This window comes from Pseudonocardia sp. C8, assembly GCF_014267175.1.
GTDB lineage: Bacteria > Actinomycetota > Actinomycetes > Mycobacteriales > Pseudonocardiaceae > Pseudonocardia.
This window is the reverse complement of record NZ_JACMTR010000002.1, coordinates 4,628,326-4,649,205: the sequence shown is the minus strand read 5'-3', so window position 1 is coordinate 4,649,205 and position 20,880 is coordinate 4,628,326. Positions and strand designations below refer to the sequence as shown.

The 20,880-nt window shown below is 75.2% G+C and carries 18 protein-coding genes; 11 read left to right on the top strand and 7 right to left on the bottom strand.

The genetic code is table 11. The annotated features are described in order from the left end of the window. The first annotated feature begins 40 nt into the window (after positions 1-40). The 5 genes from mtrB to secA all read left to right on the top strand — a co-directional run bounded on the left by mtrB (position 41) and on the right by secA (position 8,536). Complete coding sequence (mtrB, locus tag H7X46_RS22020) at positions 41-1,852, top strand: MtrAB system histidine kinase MtrB (protein WP_186361207.1); 1,812 nt, start codon at positions 41-43, stop codon at positions 1,850-1,852. Continuing rightward, complete coding sequence (locus H7X46_RS22015) at positions 1,849-3,564, top strand: LpqB family beta-propeller domain-containing protein (RefSeq protein ID WP_186361206.1); 1,716 nt, start codon at positions 1,849-1,851, stop codon at positions 3,562-3,564. Before mtrB ends, H7X46_RS22015 begins: the two co-directional genes overlap by 4 nt. A gap of 166 nt (positions 3,565-3,730) precedes the next feature. Further along, positions 3,731-4,435, top strand: a complete 705-nt coding sequence (locus tag H7X46_RS22010; RefSeq protein WP_186361205.1) for a ComF family protein — start codon at positions 3,731-3,733, stop codon at positions 4,433-4,435. Between the two features lie 325 nt (positions 4,436-4,760). Next, a complete protein-coding gene (hpf, locus tag H7X46_RS22005) occupies positions 4,761-5,420 on the top strand; it encodes a ribosome hibernation-promoting factor, HPF/YfiA family (protein ID WP_186361204.1) in 660 nt (219 codons plus the stop codon). 221 nt (positions 5,421-5,641) lie between these two features. Next, the gene (gene secA / locus H7X46_RS22000; RefSeq protein WP_370588901.1) at positions 5,642-8,536 is read left to right on the top strand and encodes a preprotein translocase subunit SecA; all 2,895 of its coding nucleotides are present in this window, start codon (positions 5,642-5,644) and stop codon (positions 8,534-8,536) included. A 79-nt stretch (positions 8,537-8,615) separates the two neighbouring features. Here secA and H7X46_RS21995 read toward each other — a convergent pair whose 3' ends face one another. Then, positions 8,616-9,266: an Rv3235 family protein gene (locus tag H7X46_RS21995; protein ID WP_186361202.1), complete on the bottom strand. Its 651-nt coding sequence runs from the start codon at positions 9,264-9,266 to the stop codon at positions 8,616-8,618. A 1,141-nt stretch (positions 9,267-10,407) separates the two neighbouring features. On the opposite strand from H7X46_RS21995, the gene H7X46_RS21990 reads away from it, so the two are divergent. From H7X46_RS21990 to H7X46_RS21975, 4 genes are read left to right on the top strand one after another with little or no spacing between them, the layout of a single operon-like run. Then, positions 10,408-10,947: a MarR family winged helix-turn-helix transcriptional regulator gene (locus H7X46_RS21990; RefSeq protein WP_186361201.1), complete on the top strand. Its 540-nt coding sequence runs from the start codon at positions 10,408-10,410 to the stop codon at positions 10,945-10,947. Positions 10,948-10,955: 8 nt separating this feature from the next. Next, complete coding sequence (locus H7X46_RS21985; RefSeq protein WP_186361200.1) at positions 10,956-11,933, top strand: ABC transporter ATP-binding protein; 978 nt, start codon at positions 10,956-10,958, stop codon at positions 11,931-11,933. Next, on the top strand, positions 11,930-12,694 hold the full coding sequence (locus tag H7X46_RS21980; protein WP_186361199.1) for an ABC transporter permease: 765 nt from the start codon (positions 11,930-11,932) through the stop codon (positions 12,692-12,694). The genes H7X46_RS21985 and H7X46_RS21980 overlap by 4 nt, the downstream gene beginning before the upstream one ends. 17 nt (positions 12,695-12,711) lie before the next feature. Continuing rightward, positions 12,712-13,113, top strand: coding sequence for an HAD-IA family hydrolase (locus H7X46_RS21975; protein ID WP_222131384.1), 402 nt, complete (start codon positions 12,712-12,714; stop codon positions 13,111-13,113). 113 nt (positions 13,114-13,226) lie between these two features. Here the strand turns inward: H7X46_RS21975 and H7X46_RS21970 are convergent, their stop codons facing one another. From H7X46_RS21970 to H7X46_RS21960, 3 genes are read right to left on the bottom strand one after another with little or no spacing between them, the layout of a single operon-like run. Beyond that, the gene (locus tag H7X46_RS21970; protein WP_186361198.1) at positions 13,227-13,529 is read right to left on the bottom strand and encodes an antitoxin; all 303 of its coding nucleotides are present in this window, start codon (positions 13,527-13,529) and stop codon (positions 13,227-13,229) included. A gap of 18 nt (positions 13,530-13,547) precedes the next feature. Next, a complete protein-coding gene (locus tag H7X46_RS21965; protein ID WP_255426193.1) occupies positions 13,548-14,819 on the bottom strand; it encodes an alpha-hydroxy acid oxidase in 1,272 nt (423 codons plus the stop codon). Between the two features lie 20 nt (positions 14,820-14,839). Beyond that, the gene (locus H7X46_RS21960) at positions 14,840-15,640 is read right to left on the bottom strand and encodes an RNA methyltransferase (protein ID WP_186361196.1); all 801 of its coding nucleotides are present in this window, start codon (positions 15,638-15,640) and stop codon (positions 14,840-14,842) included. Here H7X46_RS21960 and H7X46_RS21955 point away from each other — a divergent pair. Together H7X46_RS21955 and H7X46_RS21950 are read left to right on the top strand one after the other, a co-directional pair. After that, positions 15,639-17,078, top strand: coding sequence for a wax ester/triacylglycerol synthase family O-acyltransferase (locus H7X46_RS21955; protein WP_186361195.1), 1,440 nt, complete (start codon positions 15,639-15,641; stop codon positions 17,076-17,078). The two genes, H7X46_RS21960 and H7X46_RS21955, sit on opposite strands and share 2 nt — an antisense overlap. A 30-nt stretch (positions 17,079-17,108) precedes the next feature. After that, complete coding sequence (locus H7X46_RS21950) at positions 17,109-17,615, top strand: hypothetical protein (protein WP_186361194.1); 507 nt, start codon at positions 17,109-17,111, stop codon at positions 17,613-17,615. A gap of 42 nt (positions 17,616-17,657) precedes the next feature. On the opposite strand, the gene H7X46_RS21945 is transcribed toward H7X46_RS21950, so the two are convergent. From H7X46_RS21945 to aroA, 3 genes are read right to left on the bottom strand one after another with little or no spacing between them, the layout of a single operon-like run. Continuing rightward, positions 17,658-18,479: a hypothetical protein gene (locus H7X46_RS21945; RefSeq protein ID WP_186361193.1), complete on the bottom strand. Its 822-nt coding sequence runs from the start codon at positions 18,477-18,479 to the stop codon at positions 17,658-17,660. Positions 18,480-18,520: 41 nt separating this feature from the next. After that, a complete protein-coding gene (gene rsgA, locus H7X46_RS21940) occupies positions 18,521-19,540 on the bottom strand; it encodes a ribosome small subunit-dependent GTPase A (RefSeq protein WP_186361192.1) in 1,020 nt (339 codons plus the stop codon). 2 nt (positions 19,541-19,542) lie between these two features. Further along, positions 19,543-20,847: a 3-phosphoshikimate 1-carboxyvinyltransferase gene (gene aroA, locus H7X46_RS21935; protein WP_186361191.1), complete on the bottom strand. Its 1,305-nt coding sequence runs from the start codon at positions 20,845-20,847 to the stop codon at positions 19,543-19,545. Positions 20,848-20,880: the final 33 nt, after the last annotated feature.

The window sequence follows — 20,880 nt, the reverse complement described above, 5'->3', positions numbered from 1 at the left end:
GCGGGACGCCCGGCCCAGACGGGACCCGGGTGCTCCGGCGATGACCCGGTTCGGGCTGCGCCGCCGCCTCGCCCGGCTGCCGGGGATGCGCCGGGCGGCCCGCGCGCTCGCCCCGCTGCGCGCGCAAGCCCACGAGCTCGGCGCGCTGGTCGCGGCGTCCTGGCGGCGGTCGCTGCAGCTGCGCGTCGTGGTGTCGACGCTCGCGCTGTCCTCGGCCGTCGTGCTGGTGCTCGGGCTGGTGTTGCAGAGCGAGATCGCCGAGCGACTCCTGCAGAGCAAGCTCAACGGCGCGCTCGTGCAGGCCGACGCCGGCCGCGTGGTGCTGGAGGGAGAACTCTCCGGGGTCGATCCGGACCGGGAGGGGGCCCAGGAGACGCTCGACGCCGCGCTGCAGCGGCTCACCAACACCCAGGGGGTCGCCCCGGGGTCGCCGGCGGCCGGTGAGTTCCGCGCCGCGCTGACCACCGGCTCCGGGAACGGGCCGGAGATCTCCTCCGGTGACGTCGCCCAGGTCACGCCCGAGCAGCGCGCCACGGTCGCCGAGGGCGGGGTGAGCCGCCAGTACACCACCGTCGACGGCGTGCCCACGCTGGTGATCGGGCAGCCGGTCTCCACGGCCGGCCGGGAGCTGCAGTTCTACCTGCTGTTCCCGCTGGAGGGCGAGCGGCTGACGCTCAACCTGGTCCAGAGCACGCTGATCGTCGGTGGCCTCGTGCTGCTCGTGCTGCTCGCCGCGATCGCCAGCCTGGTGACGAGGCAGGTGGTGCGGCCGATCCGGCAGGCCGCCGACGTGGCGGAACGCTTCGCGGGCGGTCATCTCGACGAGCGGATGGACGTCCGCGGTGAGGACGAGGTGGCCCGCCTCGCCGAGTCGTTCAACGAGATGGCGGGCAGCCTGGCCGCGCAGATCGCACAGCTGGAGGAGTTCGGCGCGTTGCAGCGCCGGTTCACCTCGGACGTCAGCCACGAGCTGCGCACCCCGCTGACCACCGTCCGGATGGCCGCCGACGTGCTGTACGCGTCCCGGGACGAGCTGCTGCCCGCCCTGCGGCGCAGCTCCGAGCTGCTGGTCACCGAGCTGGACCGGTTCGAGGCGCTGCTCGCCGACCTGCTCGAGATCTCCCGGCTCGACGCCGGTGTCGCGGAGCTGGGCGCCGAGCAGATCGACCTGGCCGCGGTGGTACGGCACGCGGTGGACACCGTCCGCGGCCTGGCGGCGGACGCCGGGACCGAGCTCGTGCTCGACCTGCCCGCCGACGAGTACGTCGAGGCCGATCCGCGCCGGGTCGAGCGGATCGTCCGGAACCTGGTGGCGAACGCGATCGACCACGGTGAGGGACGGCCGGTGGAGGTGACGATGGCCGGCGACCCGGCGTCGGTGGCCGTGCTCGTACGCGACCACGGTGTCGGACTGCGGCCCGGCGAGGCCGACCTCGTGTTCAACCGGTTCTGGCGGGCCGAGGAGTCCCGGGCGCGGCGCAGCGGCGGCACCGGCCTCGGCCTGTCGATCAGCATCGAGGACGCCCGGCTGCACGGCGGCTGGCTGCAGGCCTGGGGCGAACCCGGCAACGGGTCGGCGTTCCGGCTGACGCTGCCCCGGCAGGTCGGCGGGCACATCTCGGTCTCGCCGCTCCCACTCGGCCCACCGGCCGGCGAGGACGACCCCGACGAGCGCCGCGACGGGCGGCCCGGATCCTCGGTGCCCACACCGCCGCGCGGCATCGCGACCCGCTGGGACGACTGGCGCGGCCGGGAGGACACGCCGGAGGACGACCGGAACGCCGGCGGGCACGACCCCGCGCCGGTCCGGCCGGCCGAACGCGCCATCACCGACCCGGGCGGTGACCGGTGAGCAAGGTGACCGTGGTCGGGCTGCTGGTCTGCCTCGCGGTGCTCGCCGGGTGCGCGACCGTGCCCGAGCACTCGTCGGTGCAGGTGCTGCGCCAGACCGGCGACACCGGCGGCACCGTGCCGGACGGCCCGATCGAGGACAGCGACCCGCTGGGCCTGGTCCGCGGGTTCGTCTACGCCTCCGGCCGCCCGGACGACCGGCACGCATCCGCTCGCCGCTACCTGGCCGCCCCCGCCGCGAACTGGGACGACGGGGCGTCGCTGACCGTCCTCTCCGAGCGGTTCGACACCGTCTTCGCGCCGCGGAGCGCCGACGCGGGCCCGGACCGCGCGGTCGTGCGCGTACGGGGCACCCGGCTCGGGACGGTCAGCGCGGCCGGGGCGTTCGAGACGGCACCCGCGCCCGTCGAGGTCGACATCGGTGTGGTCCGGCAGGACGACCACTGGCGGGTCGAGCGGCTCCCGCCGGGGGTGATGGTGCGGCTCTCCGACTTCCGGGCGAACTACCGCTCGGTCCGGGCGTGGTTCGTCGACCCGGCGCGGGGCACGCTGATGGCCGACACCCATTACATCCCCAGCACCCGGCCGGCGCAGCTCGCCGCCCGGGCGACCGACGTGCTGCTGCGCGGACCGTCGAGGGGGCTGGCGGGCGCGGCCGTCACGCTGTTCCCGGCGACCGCCCGGCTGCGCTCGGCCGTCACCGAGTCGCCGGACGGCGCCGTGGTCGTCGACCTCACCGGGGTCTCCGGGCTGTCCGACCGGGACCGGCGGCTGCTCGCCGCCCAGGTCTCGCTGACCCTCGCCGAGGTCAGCGTGCCGCGCGTGCGGCTGCTGTCCGACGGCGACCCGCTGCTGCCCGACCGGCCCGAGGTCACCCGGGACGACTTCGCCGGGATGGTCATGGCTCCCGACCAGCTCCCGAGCTTCCCGATGGTCGTCGACGGCGGCCGGGTCCACCAGCTCGGCGAGGGCGGACGGGAGACCCCGGTGGCCGGCCAGGCGGGCAACGGCTCGTTCGACGTCGTCGACGCCGCCGCGTCCGCGCGCGGCGGCCGGATCGCGGTGGTCTCCCGGGAGGAGACCGGCACCCAGCGGCTGCTGACCGGCCCGGCCGGGGGCCAGCTCACGGCGACGCCGGTCTCCGGCGCCACCGTGACGGCGCTGAGCTGGAACGCCGCGGGTGACGAGATCTGGGCGGTGGCCGACGGCCGGCTCCGGCGGGTCGCGGCCCCGGCCCAGGGGCCGCCGGCGGAGGCTCCGCTGGACGCCGGGCGCCTCGCCGGCCTGGGCGAGCTCCGGGACGTCGCGCTCTCCCGCGAGGGCGGGCGGATCGCCGTCGTCGCCGGTGGGCGGGCCCTGGTCGGGCCGGTCGTCCCCGGCCCGGGCGGCTCGGTGTCGATCGGCGAGCTGCGCGAGCTCCGGCCCCGCGAGCTGCGTGACGTGGTCGCCGTCGACTGGCGCTCCGGCGAGCAGCTCGTGGTGGCGGCCGACTCCGACCGCCCGGTCTCGTTGGTCACCGTCGACGGGCTGACCCTCGACCAGGTTCCCGGCACGAACCTCACCTCTCCGTTGCGTGCGGTGGCCGCGGCCCCCGGGCGGGAGATCTACGTGACCGACCGGACCGGGCTCTGGAGCTACTCCGGCGGCGACCTGGACGCGTGGCGGCAGTCGGTGGGGTCCTCCACCGCCGCGCGCCCCTTCTACCCGGGCTGACCGTGGGCCGGCCCCCGCGGGCCGGCCGCGCTCCAGGATGGGCCGGTGGAGCGCCGCGGGACGGGCGAGTTCGCTCCCTGTGGATGGATTTCCCACTTGTGGACAACTCGGGCCCGGCGGCGCCGCGCGGACGTCGCCGGCCGGGCCCTCGGTGGATCCTGCCCGCATGACGACGACCCGGTCCCCGTCCCCGTTCGCGGCGTTGCTGGACCTGCTGCTGCCCCGAACCTGCGGTGGCTGCGGGGCCGGGCCGCCGGGCGGCGGCGGCTGGTGCCCGGCCTGCGCCGAGGACACCGCGGGCCCGTTCGCGGTCCGGGTGCCGGGTGCCGGCCGGGTGGTCGCGGCGGGGCGGTACCGCGGGCCGCTGCGCCGGGCCGTGCTCGCCTACAAGGAGCGCGGGCGCCGCGATCTCGCGCCGGACCTGGCGGCCCTGCTCGTCCCGGCGGTCGCGGCGGTGCTCCCGGCCGGGAGCGACCCGGGCGGTGTCCGGCTCGTGCCGGCCCCGTCCCGTCCGTGCGCCGCGCGGGCCCGCGGAGGGGACCACGTGCTCCGGCTGTGCCGGGCGCTCGAGACGCGTCTGGCCGCGGCCGGGCTGCCTGCCCGCACCGTGGTGGCCCTCGCACTCGACCGGCGCGCGCGGGACTCGGTCGGCCTGGGTGCGGCGGCCCGGGCGGCGAACCTCGCGGCGGCACTGCGCACGACCGCGCCGGCCGGACGGGCGGGCCCGGGCCGGGAACCGGTGCTGCTGGTCGACGACGTCGTCACCACCGGTGCGACGCTCCGGGCGTGCCGGTCGGTGCTGGTCCGAAGGGGCCTCGGGCCGGTCGGCTCGGTGCTGCTGGCCGACGCGACGACGACCGGACGGGTGTGATGGGGGACACATTCGCTGCTCCGTTCGGCGCACCGTGGTCGAGGCCCGGGGGCGGCGGCCCCGGCGACCCGTTCGTTCCCCCGGTGAGCGGGCGAAGTGAGGGGCGGGTGTCACCCGGGTGCGGTGCGCCGGTCGCGGACAGCAGCGGGACCAGGGGAGGGCATCCCACGAGCGGGTCGACGAACGACCTGTCGGGCGGGCGGATTTACCGCTAACGTCCGATGAACTCCGACCCGCTAGCACACCAGGAGGAACGACCGATAGCCCGCCCCCGGGGCCGTCGTCGAGTCCCGGGTTCAGCACGACTGAAGCGAGGGATGTCCGAGTGGAGATCGTCGTCACCGGCCGGAACGTCGAGGTGCCGGATCACTTCCGTGGTCTGGTCGAGGAGAAGCTGACCCGCCTGGAACGCCACGACCACAAGATCGTCGGGATGGAGGTGGAGCTCTTCCACGAGCCGAACCGCCGACAGCACAAGTCCTGCCAGCGTGTGGAGATCACCGGCCGTGGCGGCTGCGGTGCCGTGGCGCGGGCCGAGGCGGCGGCAGCGGACTTCTATGCCGCCCTGGACATGGCAGTCGGGAAGCTCGCCGAACGGCTCCGTCGCTCGCACGACCGTCGAAAGCCCAGCCGTCGTGACCGCGTGCAGGCCTCGCGGATGGCGGCCGATGCGTCGGCCGTCGCGCTGATGGAAGCGGCCCCGCCGGCCACCGACACGATCCCCGAACCCCGATCGCACGACGAGACCGTGCCCGAGGACGAGGTCGCCCGCCTCGAGGAGCAGTGGGAGGCCGAGTACCGGCCCGGTCGCATCGTCCGGGAGAAGACGCACGCCGCCGCCCCGATGACGGTCGACGAGGCCCTGTCCCGGATGGAGCTCGTCGGGCACGACTTCTACCTGTTCTCCTGCAGTGAGACCGGCCGTCCGTCGGTGGTCTACCGGCGCCACGGCTACGACTACGGCGTCATCCGGCTCGGCGGCTGACCGTCCGGCGCGGGTGCCCCGCCGCCCACGGCGGCGCACCCGCGCCCGGCGGTTCCCGCGGCGTGCCGGACCGGCGCGCCACGTCGTCGCGGGCAGGGCGTCGCCGAAGCGGCGCGGGACCGGTCGTGCCGGGCCCGTACCATGGCGGCAAGGGCGGTGTGACCTCTTTCGGTGAGTGGCGCCCGTCCCGTGTCCTGACCGCGACGTGAATGAGGTCGGCAGTGCCCTTCCTGAGTCGACTCCTCCGGGCCGGCGAGACCAAGGTGGTGAAGCGGCTCGGCAAGATCGCCGCGCACATCGACGGCCTGGAACCGGAATTCGAGGGCCTCACCGACGCCCAGCTGCGTGCCAAGACCGACGAGTTCCGCGAGCGGCTCGCCGGTGGCGAGACCCTGGACGAGATCCTCCCGGAGGCCTTCGCGACCGTCCGCGAGGCCGCGCAACGGACCCTGGGCCAGCGGCCGTTCACCGTCCAGCTGATGGGCGCCGGCGCGCTGCACATGGGCAACGTGGCCGAGATGAAGACCGGTGAGGGCAAGACCCTGACCTCCACCCTGGCGGTCTACCTCAACGCCCTCGAGGGCAAGGGCGTGCACGTCGTCACGACCAACGACTACCTGGCCAAGCGCGACTCCGAGACGATGGGCCGGATCCACCGCTGGCTCGGCCTGAGCGTCGGCGTGATCCTCGCCGAGATGACCCCGGCGCAGCGCCGCGAGCAGTACGCCCGGGACATCACCTACGGCACGAACAACGAGTTCGGGTTCGACTACCTGCGCGACAACATGGCGTGGAACGTCGCCGACATGGTCCAGCGCGGGCACAACTTCGCGATCGTCGACGAGGCCGACTCGATCCTCATCGACGAGGCCCGGACGCCGCTGATCATCTCCGGCCCGGCGGAGCAGAGCGCCCGCTGGTACCAGGAGTTCGCCCGGCTGGCCCCCATGCTCACGAAGGACATCCACTACGAGGTCGACGAGCGCAAGCGCACCGTCGGCATCACCGAGGAGGGTGTCGCGCTGATCGAGGACCAGCTCGGCATCGACAATCTCTACGAGTCGGCGAACACGCCGCTGGTCGGCTACCTGAACAACGCCGTCAAGGCCAAGGAGCTGTTCAAGAAGGACAAGGACTACATCGTCTCGAACGGCGAGGTCCTGATCGTCGACGAGTTCACCGGTCGCGTGCTCGCCGGGCGTCGCTACAACGAGGGCATGCACCAGGCGATCGAGGCCAAGGAAGGCGTCGAGATCAAGCCGGAGAACCAGACCCTGGCGACGATCACGCTGCAGAACTTCTTCCGGCTCTACGACAAGCTCGCCGGCATGACCGGTACGGCCCAGACCGAGGCCGCCGAGCTGCACGAGATCTACAAGATGTCCGTGGTGCCGATTCCCACGAACCGGCCGATGGTCCGTGCCGACCGGGCGGATCTGATCTACAAGACCGAGCCCGCGAAGTTCGAGGCGGTCGCCGACGACATCGCCGAGAAGCACCAGGCCGGTCAGCCCGTGCTGATCGGCACGACCAGCGTCGAGAAGTCCGAGTACCTGGCGAAGCTGCTGCTCAAGCGGGGTGTCCCGCACGAGGTGCTGAACGCGAAGAACCACGCCCGCGAGGCGGCGATCATCGCCCAGGCCGGGCACGCCGGCGCCGTCACGGTCGCGACGAACATGGCCGGCCGCGGTACCGACATCATGCTCGGCGGGAACCCGGAGTTCCTCGCCGACCTGGAGCTGCGCAGCCAGGGGCTCGACCCGGTCGACACCCGGGAGGAGTACGAGGCGGCCTGGGACGCCGTCCTCGCCCGGATGCGCAAGCAGGTCGCCGCCGAGGCCGAGGAGGTCCGCAACGCGGGCGGTCTCTACGTGCTGGGCACCGAGCGGCACGAGTCGCGCCGCATCGACAACCAGCTGCGGGGCCGGTCCGGCCGGCAGGGCGACCCTGGCGAGTCGCGCTTCTACCTCTCGCTCGGTGACGAGCTGATGCGCCGCTTCAACGGCCAGGTCGTCGAGTCGATCATGAACCGGTTCAACCTGCCGGACGACGTGCCGATCGAGGCCAAGATGGTCACCCGCGCCATCCGGAGCGCGCAGACCCAGGTCGAGCAGCAGAACTTCGAGATCCGGAAGAACGTCCTCAAGTACGACGAGGTCCTCAACCAGCAGCGCAAGATCATCTACGACGAGCGCCGCCGGGTGCTCGACGGCGAGGACGTCCAGCGCCAGACCCGCAACATGCTCGAGGACGTGATCCACGGCTACGTCACCGGCGCGACCTCCGAGGGCTACTCCGAGGACTGGGACCTCGAGAAGCTGTGGACCGCGCTGCGCGCGCTCTACCCGATCTCGCTGGACTGGCGGGCGCTCGCCGACGAGGTGGAGGACCTCACAGCCGACGAGCTGGAGAAGGCGATCCTGGCCGACGCCGAGCACGCCTACGCCCGTCGCGAGGCCGAGATCGACGCGCTGATCGGCCCGCAGGGCGGGATGCGCGAGCTCGAGCGCCAGGTGCTGATGCAGGTCATCGACCGCAAGTGGCGCGAGCACCTCTACGAGATGGACTACCTCAAGGAGGGCATCGGGCTGCGGGCGATGGCCCAGCGCGACCCGGTGATCGAGTACCAGCGCGAGGGGTACGACATGTTCTCCGCGATGCTCGAGGGCATCAAGGAGGAGACGATCGGGCACCTGTTCAACGTCGTCGTCCAGGTGCAGCAGCCGGCAGCCCCGGTGCAGGAGGAGGAGCCCGAGACGACCGAGATCCCGGTCGTCCGGCAGGTGCCCGCCGAGGACCCGAGCGAGAGCACCGTGGTCCTGCCCAACCTGTTCCGCACCACCCCGCCCCGCAACCTGCAGTACAGCGGGCCCGGCGAGGACGGTGGCGTCGCGCGTCGCGCCGAGGACGGCACCCCGGCGTCGGGGAGCGGCCGCACCGGTCGTTACGCGGCGCCGCGCAGCCGGGCGCAGACCCCGATGCCGAACGCCGGACCTCAGAGCGGGGCGGCCCCTCAGGGTGGGGCCGGGACCGGTGGCGCACCGGACCAGGCCGCGGCCGGGGGCAACCGTGCCGAGCGCCGGCGGGCCGAGCGGGCGAACCGCCGGCGTCGCTGACGCGCCGGGTGGTTCCGGGGACGGCCGGGCATGCCGCCGGCGTGTCGGTTACTCCGGGACGGGCACGGGCTGAGCACGGTCAGAGGAGCCGGACGGCGGTGACGGTCCAGGGGGCGTCACCGGATCGCCGGTCGAGGCGCAGCACGACCGCCCGAGGTCGACCTGCGACCGTCGGCGTCGCACAGACCTCGGCGGCGTCCGGATGCGGCTGCATGACGTGGACCCGGGCCGCTCGCGGCGGGGGTGCGGTGCTGCATCCCGGCGCGCCCGCCCGGCCACCGCGCCCCGCGGTGGCGAGCGTCGGTCGCGCAACGGCGGCGGCACGCGCCGCACCGAGATAACGCAGCACCCGCGGCGCCGCGAGGCCGGTGAGCTGCTCCGGTGTGCGGCGCCCGGCCAGCACCTCGACGACGAGCCGGGTCAGCTCGGCCGCGCGGGCGCGGGTGGCCCCGGCGTCGGGTGGGACGACCTGCGGTGGGGCGACGTCCGGCGCCGGTGGCGGCGGTGGTGGTGGTGCGAGCACGGCACCGGAGCGGATCCGGAGGCCCCCCGGCAGGACGACGACGAGCCCGGGCGGGAGCTCGAGTGGCACGTCGTCCACCGTGTGCGCGACGAGCACGGTCTCCTGGGCCGCCGTGCCCGGGTCAGCGGTGCCGACGGGCGCGGTGCGTGCGGCTGCGGTGTCGGCGGGCGCAGCACCGGGGGTCGCGGTTTCCGTCGTCGTGGTCACCCGTCGAGCGTGCGCCGCGGCAGGACGCGCGGACGGGGTACGGCCCGGATCCGTCGCCGTACCGTCCACCGCCGCACCGTCCGTCTCCGGATGGTCCAGGGCAGCACGATGTGGCTGCGGTGTCGGTGGGTGCGCCTACGACCGCCCTGCGTTCCGCGCCGCAGCGGGTGGTTCCGGCCCGCGCCGCGCCTGGCGGCGTGCCGCCCCCTCACCTTGTCGGAGCAGACCTCCTGCCGCACCGCACCGCGCCGGCGTCGTGCCGGACCGCGTCGAGCCGCACGTCGGTCGGCCCGGCGGCCGAGAACGTGCGCGACGGCGACCCCGCCTTGCTCGTGGCGATGGGCGCCCGCTTCACCAAGCCGGTGCTGCCCGGCCAGCCGGGCCGTGCCGCCGCGCCGGCCGACCCGTGCGCCGACGTGCGCCTTCCGCGCCGTGTGGGCCGGAAGGGCGCAGACCGCGAGGGCGCGGGGTGGGTGGCGACGTCACCGGGCGCCGCGGGCCCGGTGCGGCTGAGGCGCACGTTGTCGCCCGTCACCGGGCAGGATCGCGCGGATCGACCCCACGGACGCCGTCGGTGTGCGCGTTTCCGCCCCAGCGAGGGCGGATGCGTGCCGCTCGACAGGTGGTTCGGGCTCCGCGTGCACGCTGTCGCCGTGGTGGGGGCGGGTTCGTGCTGATCGACTCTGGGTGCCTGATCGGTGTGCACGTTCTTGCCCGGTCGAGGGCGGAAGCGTGCTGGTCGACGGCGAGCAGGCCGACAGGGCACTGCCGGCCTGCACGTTTCCGACGCGACCACGGCGCGATCGTGCTGATCGATCTGGGCCCTGCGACGGCGGACCGTTCGCTCCCGCATCGTCCGCCACCCGATCCGGGCCGGGAACGCACCCCGGCGACCTACCCTCGCGCGATGCCCGATCGACCACCGATCCCGGCCGGCCCGTCGGATGCCGGCGCGCCGACGGCCGCCGATCGGCGCCCCGGACCGCCTGCCGGGATGCCGGGTGCGGATCTGTCGCCGCCCGCGGCCACGTCGCCGGACGGGATGCCGGGTGCGGACCTGCCGCCGCCGGCGGCCACGTCGCCGGCCGGCCTCCCAGGCGCAGACCTGCCGCTGCCCACGTCGTACGCCGGGATACCGGGTATGGATCTACCGCTCCCCGCCGCCCCACCACCCGGACCCCGGCCACCGGGCGCGCGGAGCGAGCTGCTCCACCCACCCCGCCTGCTCCCGGCACCCCGCGACCCCGCCGAGCCCGCCGCGACCCTGGCCGACCTCCTGATCCGGGCGGGGGCGGCCGTGCTCGCCGCGCGCCGCGGCCAGGTGGGACGGCTCGGCCTCCCGCTGACGGCGGTCGCCGTGCTGGACGTGCTCGACCGTGCCGACGGCCTGGTCCAGCGCGAGCTCGCGGCCCGGGTGCAGGTCGGGCCGACGACGCTCACCCCGGTCCTGGACGCGCTGGAGGAACGGGGCCTCGTCGCCCGCCGCGTCGACCCGGGCGACCGCCGGATCCGCCGGGTGACGATCACCGGGGCCGGCCGGGGCCGGCTGCACGCGGTCCGGCCGGCTGCCCGCGGGCCGCGGCTGCCCGAACCGCCGCCGGGGCACGCCGGGGCGCTCCGGGAGTATCTGGTCGCGGTGCTCGCGTTCCTGGAGCAGGATCACCCCGATCCGCTGTCGTAGGGGGAACGATGGGGCAGCCCGCGGTCGAGGTCGTCGATCTGGTGAAGCGGTACCCGAAGGCCGACCGCAACGCCGTGGACGGCCTGTCGTTCGAGGTCTTCGAGGGCGAGGTGTTCGGCCTGCTCGGGCCGAACGGTGCCGGCAAGACGACCACGGTGGGCGTCCTGACCACCCGGGTCGTGCCGACGTCCGGCACCGCGCGGGTCGCCGGGCTGGACGTGCGGACGGACTCCGTCGCCGTCTGCGCGAAGCTCGCCGTCGTCCCGCAGCGGCAGAACCTGGACCGCTCGCTCGGGGTGCGGGACAACCTCGTCTTCCACGCCGCCTACCACGGTGTCGGCCGGGCCGAGCGGAACCGGCGCGCCGACGAGCTCCTGGGGCGCATGGGCCTGACCGGCAAGGCGAAGGCCGTCGCGGACGACCTGTCCGGCGGCCAGGCGCAGCGGGTCATGATCGCCCGGGCGCTCATGCACCGGCCGGAGGTGCTGTTCCTCGACGAGCCGTCCACCGGGCTCGACCCGCAGGCGCGGCTGTTCGTGCACGACCAGATCCGCGGGATGCGCGACGAGGGGATCACGGTCGTCCTCACCACGCACGACATGGACGAGGCGCACAAGCTCTCCGACCGGATCGGCATCGTCGACCACGGCACGCTGCTCGCCCTGGACACCCCGGACGCGCTGGTCCGCGCGCTGCCCGGCAGCGCGACGCTCGAGGTCGTCGCCGAGCCGGGCCCCGGCGGGCCGGAGCCGCTGCGCACCGCGCTGTCCGGGCTGGACGCCGTCGCCCGGGTCGAGACGCCGCCGGGGCGGGACGGGGCGGTGGCCGAGACCTTCCGCCTGTCGGTGACCTGCGAGCCGGCGTCGCTGCTCGCCCCGGTCGTCGAGCTGCTCGGACGGCACGGCGCCGCGGTGCGCGACGTGTCGCTCGGCGAGGCGACGCTCGAGGACGTCTTCATCGACCTGACCGGGAGGGACCTGCGGTGAGCGGGCGCGCGTTCCTGGCGGTGCTGCGCCGCGACGTCTTCGTCACGGGCAAGGAGCTGCCCTCCTTCCTCGCCCAGACGCTGGTGCAGCCGTTCTTCTTCCTGCTGGTGTTCGTGGTCGTCCTCGGCCGCGGCGGGTTCGTCGCCGAGGGCTACGGCGAGATCATGCTGCCCGGCCTGATCGCGCTGAACGCCGTGTTCGGTGCATTGCAGAGCGTCACGCTGCCGCTGGTGTTCGAGCTGTCCTGGACCCGGGAGATCGACGACCGGCTGCTCGCGCCGATGCCGGTGTGGGCGGTGGCCGTCGAGAAGGTCGTGTTCGCCGGGCTGCGCGGGTTGCTGGCCAGCCTGCTCATGGTCCCGATCGGCCTGTTCATGATCGACGTGGACTGGCCGCCGTCCGGGTTGCTCCCGGCACTGCTGATGGTCGTGCTCGGCGCTCTGCTCGGTGCCGCGATGGGGCTCACGATCGGGACGGCGGTGCCGCCGCGGCGGATCAACATCCTGTTCGCGGTGATCTTCACGCCGCTGCTGTTCACCGGCTCGGTGCAGTACCCGCTGCTGACCCTGCAGGACATGCGCTGGTTCCAGGTGCTGTCCGCGCTGAACCCGCTGACCTACGTCAGCGAGGGGTTGCGCGCGGCGCTCGTCCCGGACGTCCCGCACCTGGCGAGCTGGACCTGCGTGCTCGTGCCGGTACTCGCGATCGTGCTGTTCACGCTGCTGGGCATCCGCGGGTTCCTCCGCCGGGCCCTGGACTGACCGGTAGCGTCGCGCCGGTGGAACCACGCACCCTGCGCGGCCTGATCGTCGACTACGGCGGCGTCCTCGACGAGCCGGACGGTGCGGCCCGGCTGCTCGACTACGCCCGGCGGGCGGCCGGCGCCGGCGTCCGCACGGCGCTGTTCTCCGGGGCCCACGCCGTGCCGGACGAGTGCGCGGCCGCGTTCGGGACCGTGCTGCTCGGCGCGGTGCGCGGCGCCCGCAAGCCGAGCCCGGACGCGTTCGCCGCGGCCGCCGCCGAGCTCGGGCTGCACCCGGCCGACTGCGTGGTCGTGGACGACCTGGGCGCCTGCGTGCGCGGGGCGGCCGCGGCCGGCGCGGTCGGCGTGCAGCACGTCGACGCCGGCGGCACCCTCGCCGAGCTCGAGGTGCTGCTGGGGGTCCCGGCGGACGCCTGACCGGCCGGACGTGCGGAGGCGCCGCCCGCGGCTGCGGACGGCGCCTCGTGATCCGCCGGCCCCGGCGGGTGCCGGGCCGGTCGTGCGGCCGCGCCGGTGCTACCGGCGGCGGCTCACTGCTGCGGGGGCGGCGGCGGAGCCTGGCCCGGCTGCTGGCCGTGCGGCGGGGGCGGCTGCTCACCGGGCGGCGGCGCCTGCTCACCGGGGGGCGGGGCCTGCTCGCCGGGCGGCGGGGCCTGCTGCGCGGTGCTGTCCCCCTCACCGGTCCGCTCGCGCGCGAACTTGGTCGCGGTGTCGACGTGCTGCTCGTTACCGGCGAACTTCTTCTTGGCCGCGTCCCCGGCCTTGTTCAGCGCCTGGTCGACCTTGTCGTCGTGCTTGCCGAGCAGATCCTTGGCCTTGTCCAGGAAACCCATGCGGCCATCGTGACGCGGTCAGCGTCCACCCGCACCTGCGGCACGTCCTCCATCCGGGTGAGCGGAGCCGGTAATCGGTGAACGGAGCCGGGCATGCTCCGGGCGGAGGTCGTCCACCCGGGTCACCCCGAGGAGCTGCAGGGTCCGCTCCACCTCGGCCCGCAGGATCTCGACGGCCCGCCGCACGCCGGCCTCGCCGCCGGCCATCAGGCCGTACAGGTAGGCCCGGCCGACCAGGGCGGCCCGGGCGCCCAGCGCGACGGCGGCCACGACGTCGCCGCCGTGCAGGATGCCGGTGTCGACCAGCACCTCGGCGTCGTCCCCGAGCTCCTGGACCACGGGTTCGATCAGCTCGGCGGGGACCGGCGCGCGGTCCAGCTGCCGGCCGCCGTGGTTGGACAGCAGCACGGCGTCCGCCCCGGCGTCGGTGACCCGGCGGGCGTCGGCCACCGACTGGACGCCCTTGACGACCAGCTTCCCGGGCCAGGTCTCCCGCAACCAGGCGACGTCGTCCATGGTCAGGGCGGGGTCGAAGACCCGGTTGATCACCTCGAGCGGGGTGCCGCCGCCCGCGGCCAGCGACTCGAACGTCAGCGGCTCGGTGGTGAGCAGGTCGAACCACCAGCGGGGGTGCCGGGCCCCGTCGACGAGCGTGCGCAGCGACAGCGCGGGCGGGATGGACAGCCCGTTGCGGGCGTCGCGGCGCCGGTTGCCGCCGACCGGGGTGTCGACGGTCAGCATCAGCGTGTCGTACCCGGCGGCCGCGGCGCGGGAGACCAGCTCGTGCGCGACCGAGCGGTCCTTCCACAGGTAGAGCTGGAACCAGTGCCGCCCGCCGCGCCCGGCCTCGGCGACGCCCTCGATCGTCGTCGACCCCATGGTGGACAGCGCGTACGGGATGCCCGCCTCGGCCGCGACGGCGGCGACCGCCCGCTCGCCGGAGGTGTGCATCATGCGGGTGAACCCGGTCGGGGCCAGCGCGAACGGCAGCGCGGACCGCTTCCCGAGGACGTCCCGGCCGGTGTCGACCCGGGAGACGTCGCGCAGCACGGTGGGCGAGAACTCGACCGACGCCCACACCTCGCGGGCCCGGCGCAGGCTCAGCTCGTCCTCGGCGGCTCCGTCGGTGTAGTCGAACACCGCGCGCGGCGCCCGCCGGCGGGCGAGCCGGCGCAGGTCACCGATGCTCGCCGCCCGGGCCAGGTGCGCGGCGGTCCGGTCCAGGGTGACGGGGGCGGGGCGCAGCAGCGGCGCCAGCTCGGACGGTCGGGGCATGCGTCGGCGCACCATGCCGCCCGACCCTAACGATCTCAGCTCTTTCTGCGCAGCAGCTCGTAGGCGGCGACCGCCCCCGCCGAGGCGACGTTGAGCGACTCCACGCCGCCGTACATCGGCAGCGACAGGACGCCGTCGATCCGGTCCCGGACGGGGTCGGTCAGCCCGTCGGTCTCGTTGCCGAGCACCAGCGCCACCCGGTGCGGCAGGTCGGCGTCGAGCAGCGAGTCGCCGCCGGCGTCGAGGCCGAACACCGCGAAGCCGGCGCCCTGCATGAGGTCGATGCCCTCGGCGGCGGTGCCGCACCGCAGCACGGGTGCCGAGAACGCCACCCCGGCCGACGCCTTGATCACGAGCGGGTCGATCGCCGGCACCCCGCGGCGCGGCAGGAGCACCCCGTCCAGGCCGGCGGCGGTCGCGCTGCGCAGGAGCATCCCGACGTTCGACGGGTTGGTGATGGCGTCGAGCACCAGCACCGACGCCGGCCGCCGGCTCCCCAGGTCGGACAGGAACACCGGCAGCGGTGCCATCCGGGGGGCGACGACGTCGGCCAGCACCCCCTGGTCGTGCCGCCCGTTGCCGGCCAGGACCTTCACCCGCTGCGCGGACGCCCGCTGCACCGGCACGCCGCGCCCGCGGGCCGCGGCGGTGATGTCCCGTTCCCCGCCGCCACGGACCGTATCGGCGAGCACGACCTTGTCGACCTCGAGGTCCGGGTCCGCGAGCGCCTCCAGCACGGGTTTGCGGCCGTAGACGGTGATGAAGCGGTCCTTGGGGGACACGGCGGGGTCGGTCACGACGGCCAGAATCCCACGCGCACGTAGGATCGCGGCCATGCCGTCCCGGCTCTCCGCGCTCGACGCCTCCTTCCTCTACCTGGAGGAGGCGACCACGCCCATGCACGTCGGCGGGATCTCGGTGTTCGACCGCCCGCCGGACGGGTTCGACTACGACCGCCTGGTCGAGCTCATCGAGCGGCGGCTCGCGCTGGTGCCCCGGTTCCGGCAGAAGGTCCGGCACGTGCCCGGGAACCTGGCCCGGCCCGTGTGGGTCGACGACCCCGAGTTCGACATCGCCTACCACGTGCGGCGGTCCGCCCTGCCCCGCCCGGGCAGCGAGGAGCAGCTGACCGAGCTGGTCGCCCGGCTGATGTCGCGGCCGCTGGACCACACCCGCCCGCTGTGGGAGATGTACCTCATCGAGGGTCTCGCGGCCCCCGGCGACGGCCGGGACGCGGGCGCCGGCCGGGTCGCGATCCTCACCAAGACCCACCAGGCGATGGTCGACGGGATCTCCGCCATCGACATCGGCCAGGTGATCCTCGACGTCTCGCCCGACCCCCGGGAGACCCCGGACGAGCTGTGGATGCCACGGCCCGAACCGAGCGACGGCCAGCTGGTCCTGGACGCGATCGGCGAGGCGGTGACCCGGCCGACCGAGCTGGCCGACAACGTCCGGGTCGCCGCCGGGGACGCGCTCGCCACGGTCGGCAAGCTCGCCGGGGCCGCGGGCAAGGTGCTGACGATGGCCCGCACCGCGGGCCGCCGCGCCCCCGGGCTGCCGCTGAACGCCGAGATCTCCACCCAGCGCCGGTTCGCGCTCGCCCGCACCGACCTGGAGGACTACCGCAAGGTCCGCGCCGCCTACGGCTGCGACGTCAACGACGTGGTCCTCGCGGTGATCGCCGGGGCGCTGCGAACCTGGCTGATGTCGCGCGGCGAGCCGGTCGGCGGGTCGTCGAGCGTGCGGGCCCTGGTGCCGCTGTCGGTGCGCGGCGAGGGGGACGTGCCGAGCTCGGCGACCGGCGGCTCGCTCGGCAACCGGGTGGCGTCGTTCCTGGTGGACCTGCCGGTGGGCGAGCCGAGCCCGCTGGTGCGGCTCCACCAGGTGACCCACCAGATGCGCGAGCACACCGACACCGGCGACGCCGTCGGCGCCGACACCCTCGTCCGGATCGGCGGGTTCGCCCCGCCGACCCTCCACGCCGTCGGGGCCCGGGCCGCCAGCGGCATGTCCCGGCACTTCTTCAATCTGGTCGTGACGAACGTGCCGGGCCCGCAGTTCCCGCTCTACGCGGCCGGTGCCCGGATGCTGGAGATGTTCCCGGTGGTGCCGCTGGCCAAGGGGCAGGCCGTCTCCATCGGCCTGACCAGCTACGACGGCGGCGTCTACTACGGACTCAACGGTGACCGGGACGCGATGCCCGATCTCGACGTGCTCGCCGGGATGGTGAACGAGTCGCTCGAGGAGCTGCTCGAGACCCTGCGGCAGTAGCCGGCGAGCCACCAGAAAGGACCACCCGACGTGCGGATCTACCTTCCCGCGACCTGGCCGATGCTCGCCCGCACCGTCTCGACCGGCAGCTTCGAGCCGCTCGGCGGGACCGCGTTCGCGCTGACCCCGAAGCTCCGCGAGGCCTACGTGGCCGGTGACGACGAGGAGCTGGAGTACGCCGCGATGAGCGAGGCCGCGCGGGCGTCGCTGCGGCTGCTCGCCGTCGAGTTCGGTCTCGGCGAGAAGGGCACCCCGGCCCGCCGGGTCGTCGTCGCCGCCGACACCGACGACGTCACGCTCCGCCCCGACCTCGACGACGGCGCGGTGCGGGTGACCGGCCCGGTGCCGGTCGCGAAGATCGCGGCCGTGCACGTCGACCTGCCGGAGGCCGAGCACGCGGTCCGGGAGGCGGCGGCCGCCGTGGACAAGGCCGACCTGGGCGATCTCGACGCCGAGTTCCTCGTCGGGGAGGCCGAGGACCACGAGCTGGCCTGGTACGACCCCTCGGAGCTGCCGTTCCTGGTCGAGTTGGGCTAGCGCCCCGTGAGTGGTTGCGCGGGCCGGAGCCCTCGCAACCACTCACGAGCCGCGGAGCGGCCCTTCGATCGTCACCGGCGCGCCCCAGTCCCGGTAGCGGATCAGCAAGTCGAGCACCCCGGTCCCGGGGAGCTGCTGGCGCAGCCGGCTCCGCAGCGGGCGCCGGTCGGCGTCCAGCCAGATCTCGGCGCTCATCCGGGTGATCCCGGCCCGGTGCTGGGCGGCGAGGGCCTCCCGGCGGGCCGGGTCGTTCTCGGTCGCGAGCGCCCGGCCCAGGTCCACGACCAGCACGTAGTGCACGGCCGGGATGCCGTCGACGTCGGTGTCGGTGGCCTCCGCGACCAGCACCGCGTCCGGGTACCGGGCCACGGCGGCGAGCGGGTCCACCCCGGCGGCGACGTTCGCGGCGAGCGTCGCGTCGGCGACCGCGGCCGGTGGCAGCGGGCTCCGGCCGGCCTCGCTCCACCCGGTGCCGGCGGGGCGGAACCACGTGCGGCTCCCGACCCGGACGAGCTCGACGGACCGGGGCACGGTGCCCTCCGGTCCGCTGCGCAGGGCCAGCCGCACCGCGGGGCCCGCGCCGCCCGGGTCGAGCCGGACCGCGCCGTCGCCGGTGACGGGGACCGGCCCGGCGGCCCCCGTCAGCGTCCCGGCGACCGACAGGGTGGCCGCGCCGTCGGAGCGGGTGCGGGCGTCGACGTCGGCGAGCAGCGGCGCCGGGTCGTAGTACTTCGGCAGCGACACCGCCGACGGCGGCGGGGAGCCGGACGGGCCCGGCCCGGTGCAGCCGGACAGCGCCCCGGCGAGCAGGCCGGTGAGCGCGGCGGCGCAGACCACCAGCGCCGCTGGCCGCCGTTCCGGCACGTCCCCCTCCGTTCGCCGCGGCCGTCGTCGCCGATCGCGGATCAGGCCTGGTGCAGCGCCACGAGGATGCGACGCAACGCCTCGAGTCTGCCCGCGCCGAGCGCTCCGGCGCAGACCAGGTCGTCCAGTGCGCACTCCGGGTCGGCGGGCGGCCCCAGGTGCCCGCAGCCGCGCGGGCAGTCGTCGATGGCCTCGGCGAGGTCGCCGAACGCGGCGACGACGTCGTCCGCGCCGACGTGCGCGAGCCCGAACGACCGGATGCCGGGGGTGTCGACGACCCAGCCGTCGGCGTGCGGGAAGGCGAGCGCCGCCGTCGTCGTGTGCCGGCCCTTGCCGATCCCCGACAGCCGGCCGACGGCCTGGTCGGCGGCCGGGACGAGCTCGTTGACCAGCGTCGACTTGCCGACCCCGGAGTGCCCGACGAGCGCGCACAGCCGCCCGGAGAGCTCGGCGCGCAACGCGTCGAGCCCGGCGGGCGGCCCGGCGGTCGACCGCCCGGTCACCACCAGGGGCACGCCGAGGTCGCGGTACTGCGCGGCGAACGGCTCCGGGTCGGCCAGGTCGGACTTGGTCAGGCACAGCACCGGTTCCAGCCCGCCGGCGTAGGCGGCGACCAGGCAGCGGTCGACGAACCCGGTGCGCGGCGCCGGGTCGGCGACCGAGGTGACGACGACGAGCCGCTCGGCGTTCGCGACGACGACCCGCTCGAAGGGGTCGGTGTCGTCGGCGGTGCGCCGCAGCACGGTGTCCCGCTCGGCGACCCGCACGATCCGGGCGAGGGTGTCCGGCTCCCCGGACAGGTCCCCGACGAGGTCCACCCGATCCCCGACGACGACCGGTGTCCGGCCGAGCTCGCGGGCCCGCATCGCGATCACCGGCGGCCGGTCCGGGTCGGCGCCGGGCGCGCACGTCCAGCGGCCGCGGTCGACCGCGGTGACCATCGCGCGGGTCGCGTCGGCGTGCGCGGGCCGCAGCTTGCTGCGTGGCCGCGAGCCGCGCCTGCCCGGGCGGACCCGGACGTCGGACTCGTCGAGGGCGTGGACGTCGCGGCGGCGGGGCATGGTCAGGCGGTACCGCCGCCGGTCGAGGCCCCCTCGAGCAGCGCCGCCCAGCGCCCCGGGAAGTCCGGGATGGTCTTGTCGGTGCAGCCGATGTCGTCGACCAGCACGCCCGGCACGACGAGCCCGACGATCGCGCCGGCGGTCGCCATGCGGTGGTCGGCGTAGGCACCCCACGGCCGGTCGGGCCGGCCGGTGAGCGGCTTCGGCTCGATGACCAGGCCGTCGTCGGTCTCGGTGACCGACCCGCCCAGCGCGGTGAGCTCGGTGGCGAGCGCGGCGAGCCGGTCGGTCTCGTGGCCGCGCAGGTGCCCGATGCCGCGCAGCCGGGACGGGCCGGTCGCCAGCGCGGCGATCGCGGCGACGGTGGGCGTGAGCTCGCCCGCGTCGTGCAGGTCGACGTCCACCCCGGACAGCCGGTCGGGCCCGGTGACGGTCAGCCCGCCGTCGTCGTGCGAGACCGTCGCCCCGAACTCCTCCAGCACCCCCAGCACCGCCACGCCCGGCTGGGTCGTCGACGCCGGCCAGCCCCGCACCGTGACCCGGCCGCCGGTCACGGCGGCGGCCGCCAGGAACACCGCGGCGTTCGACAGGTCCGGCTCGACGGCCCAGTCCCGCACCGCGATCGGCCCGGGCTCCACCCGCCAGGTGTCCGGCTCGTCGTCGTGCACGGTGACGCCGGCCGCCCGCAGCATGTCGACGGTCATGGCGATGTGCGGCAGCGACGGTAGCGGAGCGCCCGCGTGACGGACCGTGGCGCCCCGGGCGAACCGGGCCGCCGACAGCAGCAGGCCGGACACGAACTGCGACGACGCCGACGCGTCGATCGTCACCTCGCCGCCCGGGATCGGCCCGCCGTCGAGCCGGAACGGCAGCGCGTCCCCGTCGACCCGGGCCCCGAGCGTGCGCAGCGCCGCGAGCACGGTGCCCATCGGGCGTTCCCGGGCGCGCGGGTCGCCGTCGAACCGGACGGTGCCCTCCGCGGTGGCGGCGGCCGGCGGCGCGAACCGCATGACCGTCCCGGCCAGCCCGCAGTCGATCTCCGCGGGGGCGTCCGGCGTCCCGCCGCGGAGGCCGTCGTGCGCCCCGACCAGGACCGTGTCGCCCTCGGCGGTCACCGGGACGCCGAGCGCGGCCAGCGCCCCGGACATCAGCGTGGTGTCCCGGGTCGGCGGAGCACCGTCGACCCGGCAGGCGCCACCGGACAGGCCGGCGAGCAGGACGGCCCGGTTGGTGACCGACTTCGAGCCGGGCACGGTGACGGTGCCGGTGACGGGGACCTGCGGAAAAGGGGCGGGCCAGTTGCGCACGCCCCCATCTTTCCCCACGTGGAAGGATGGGAC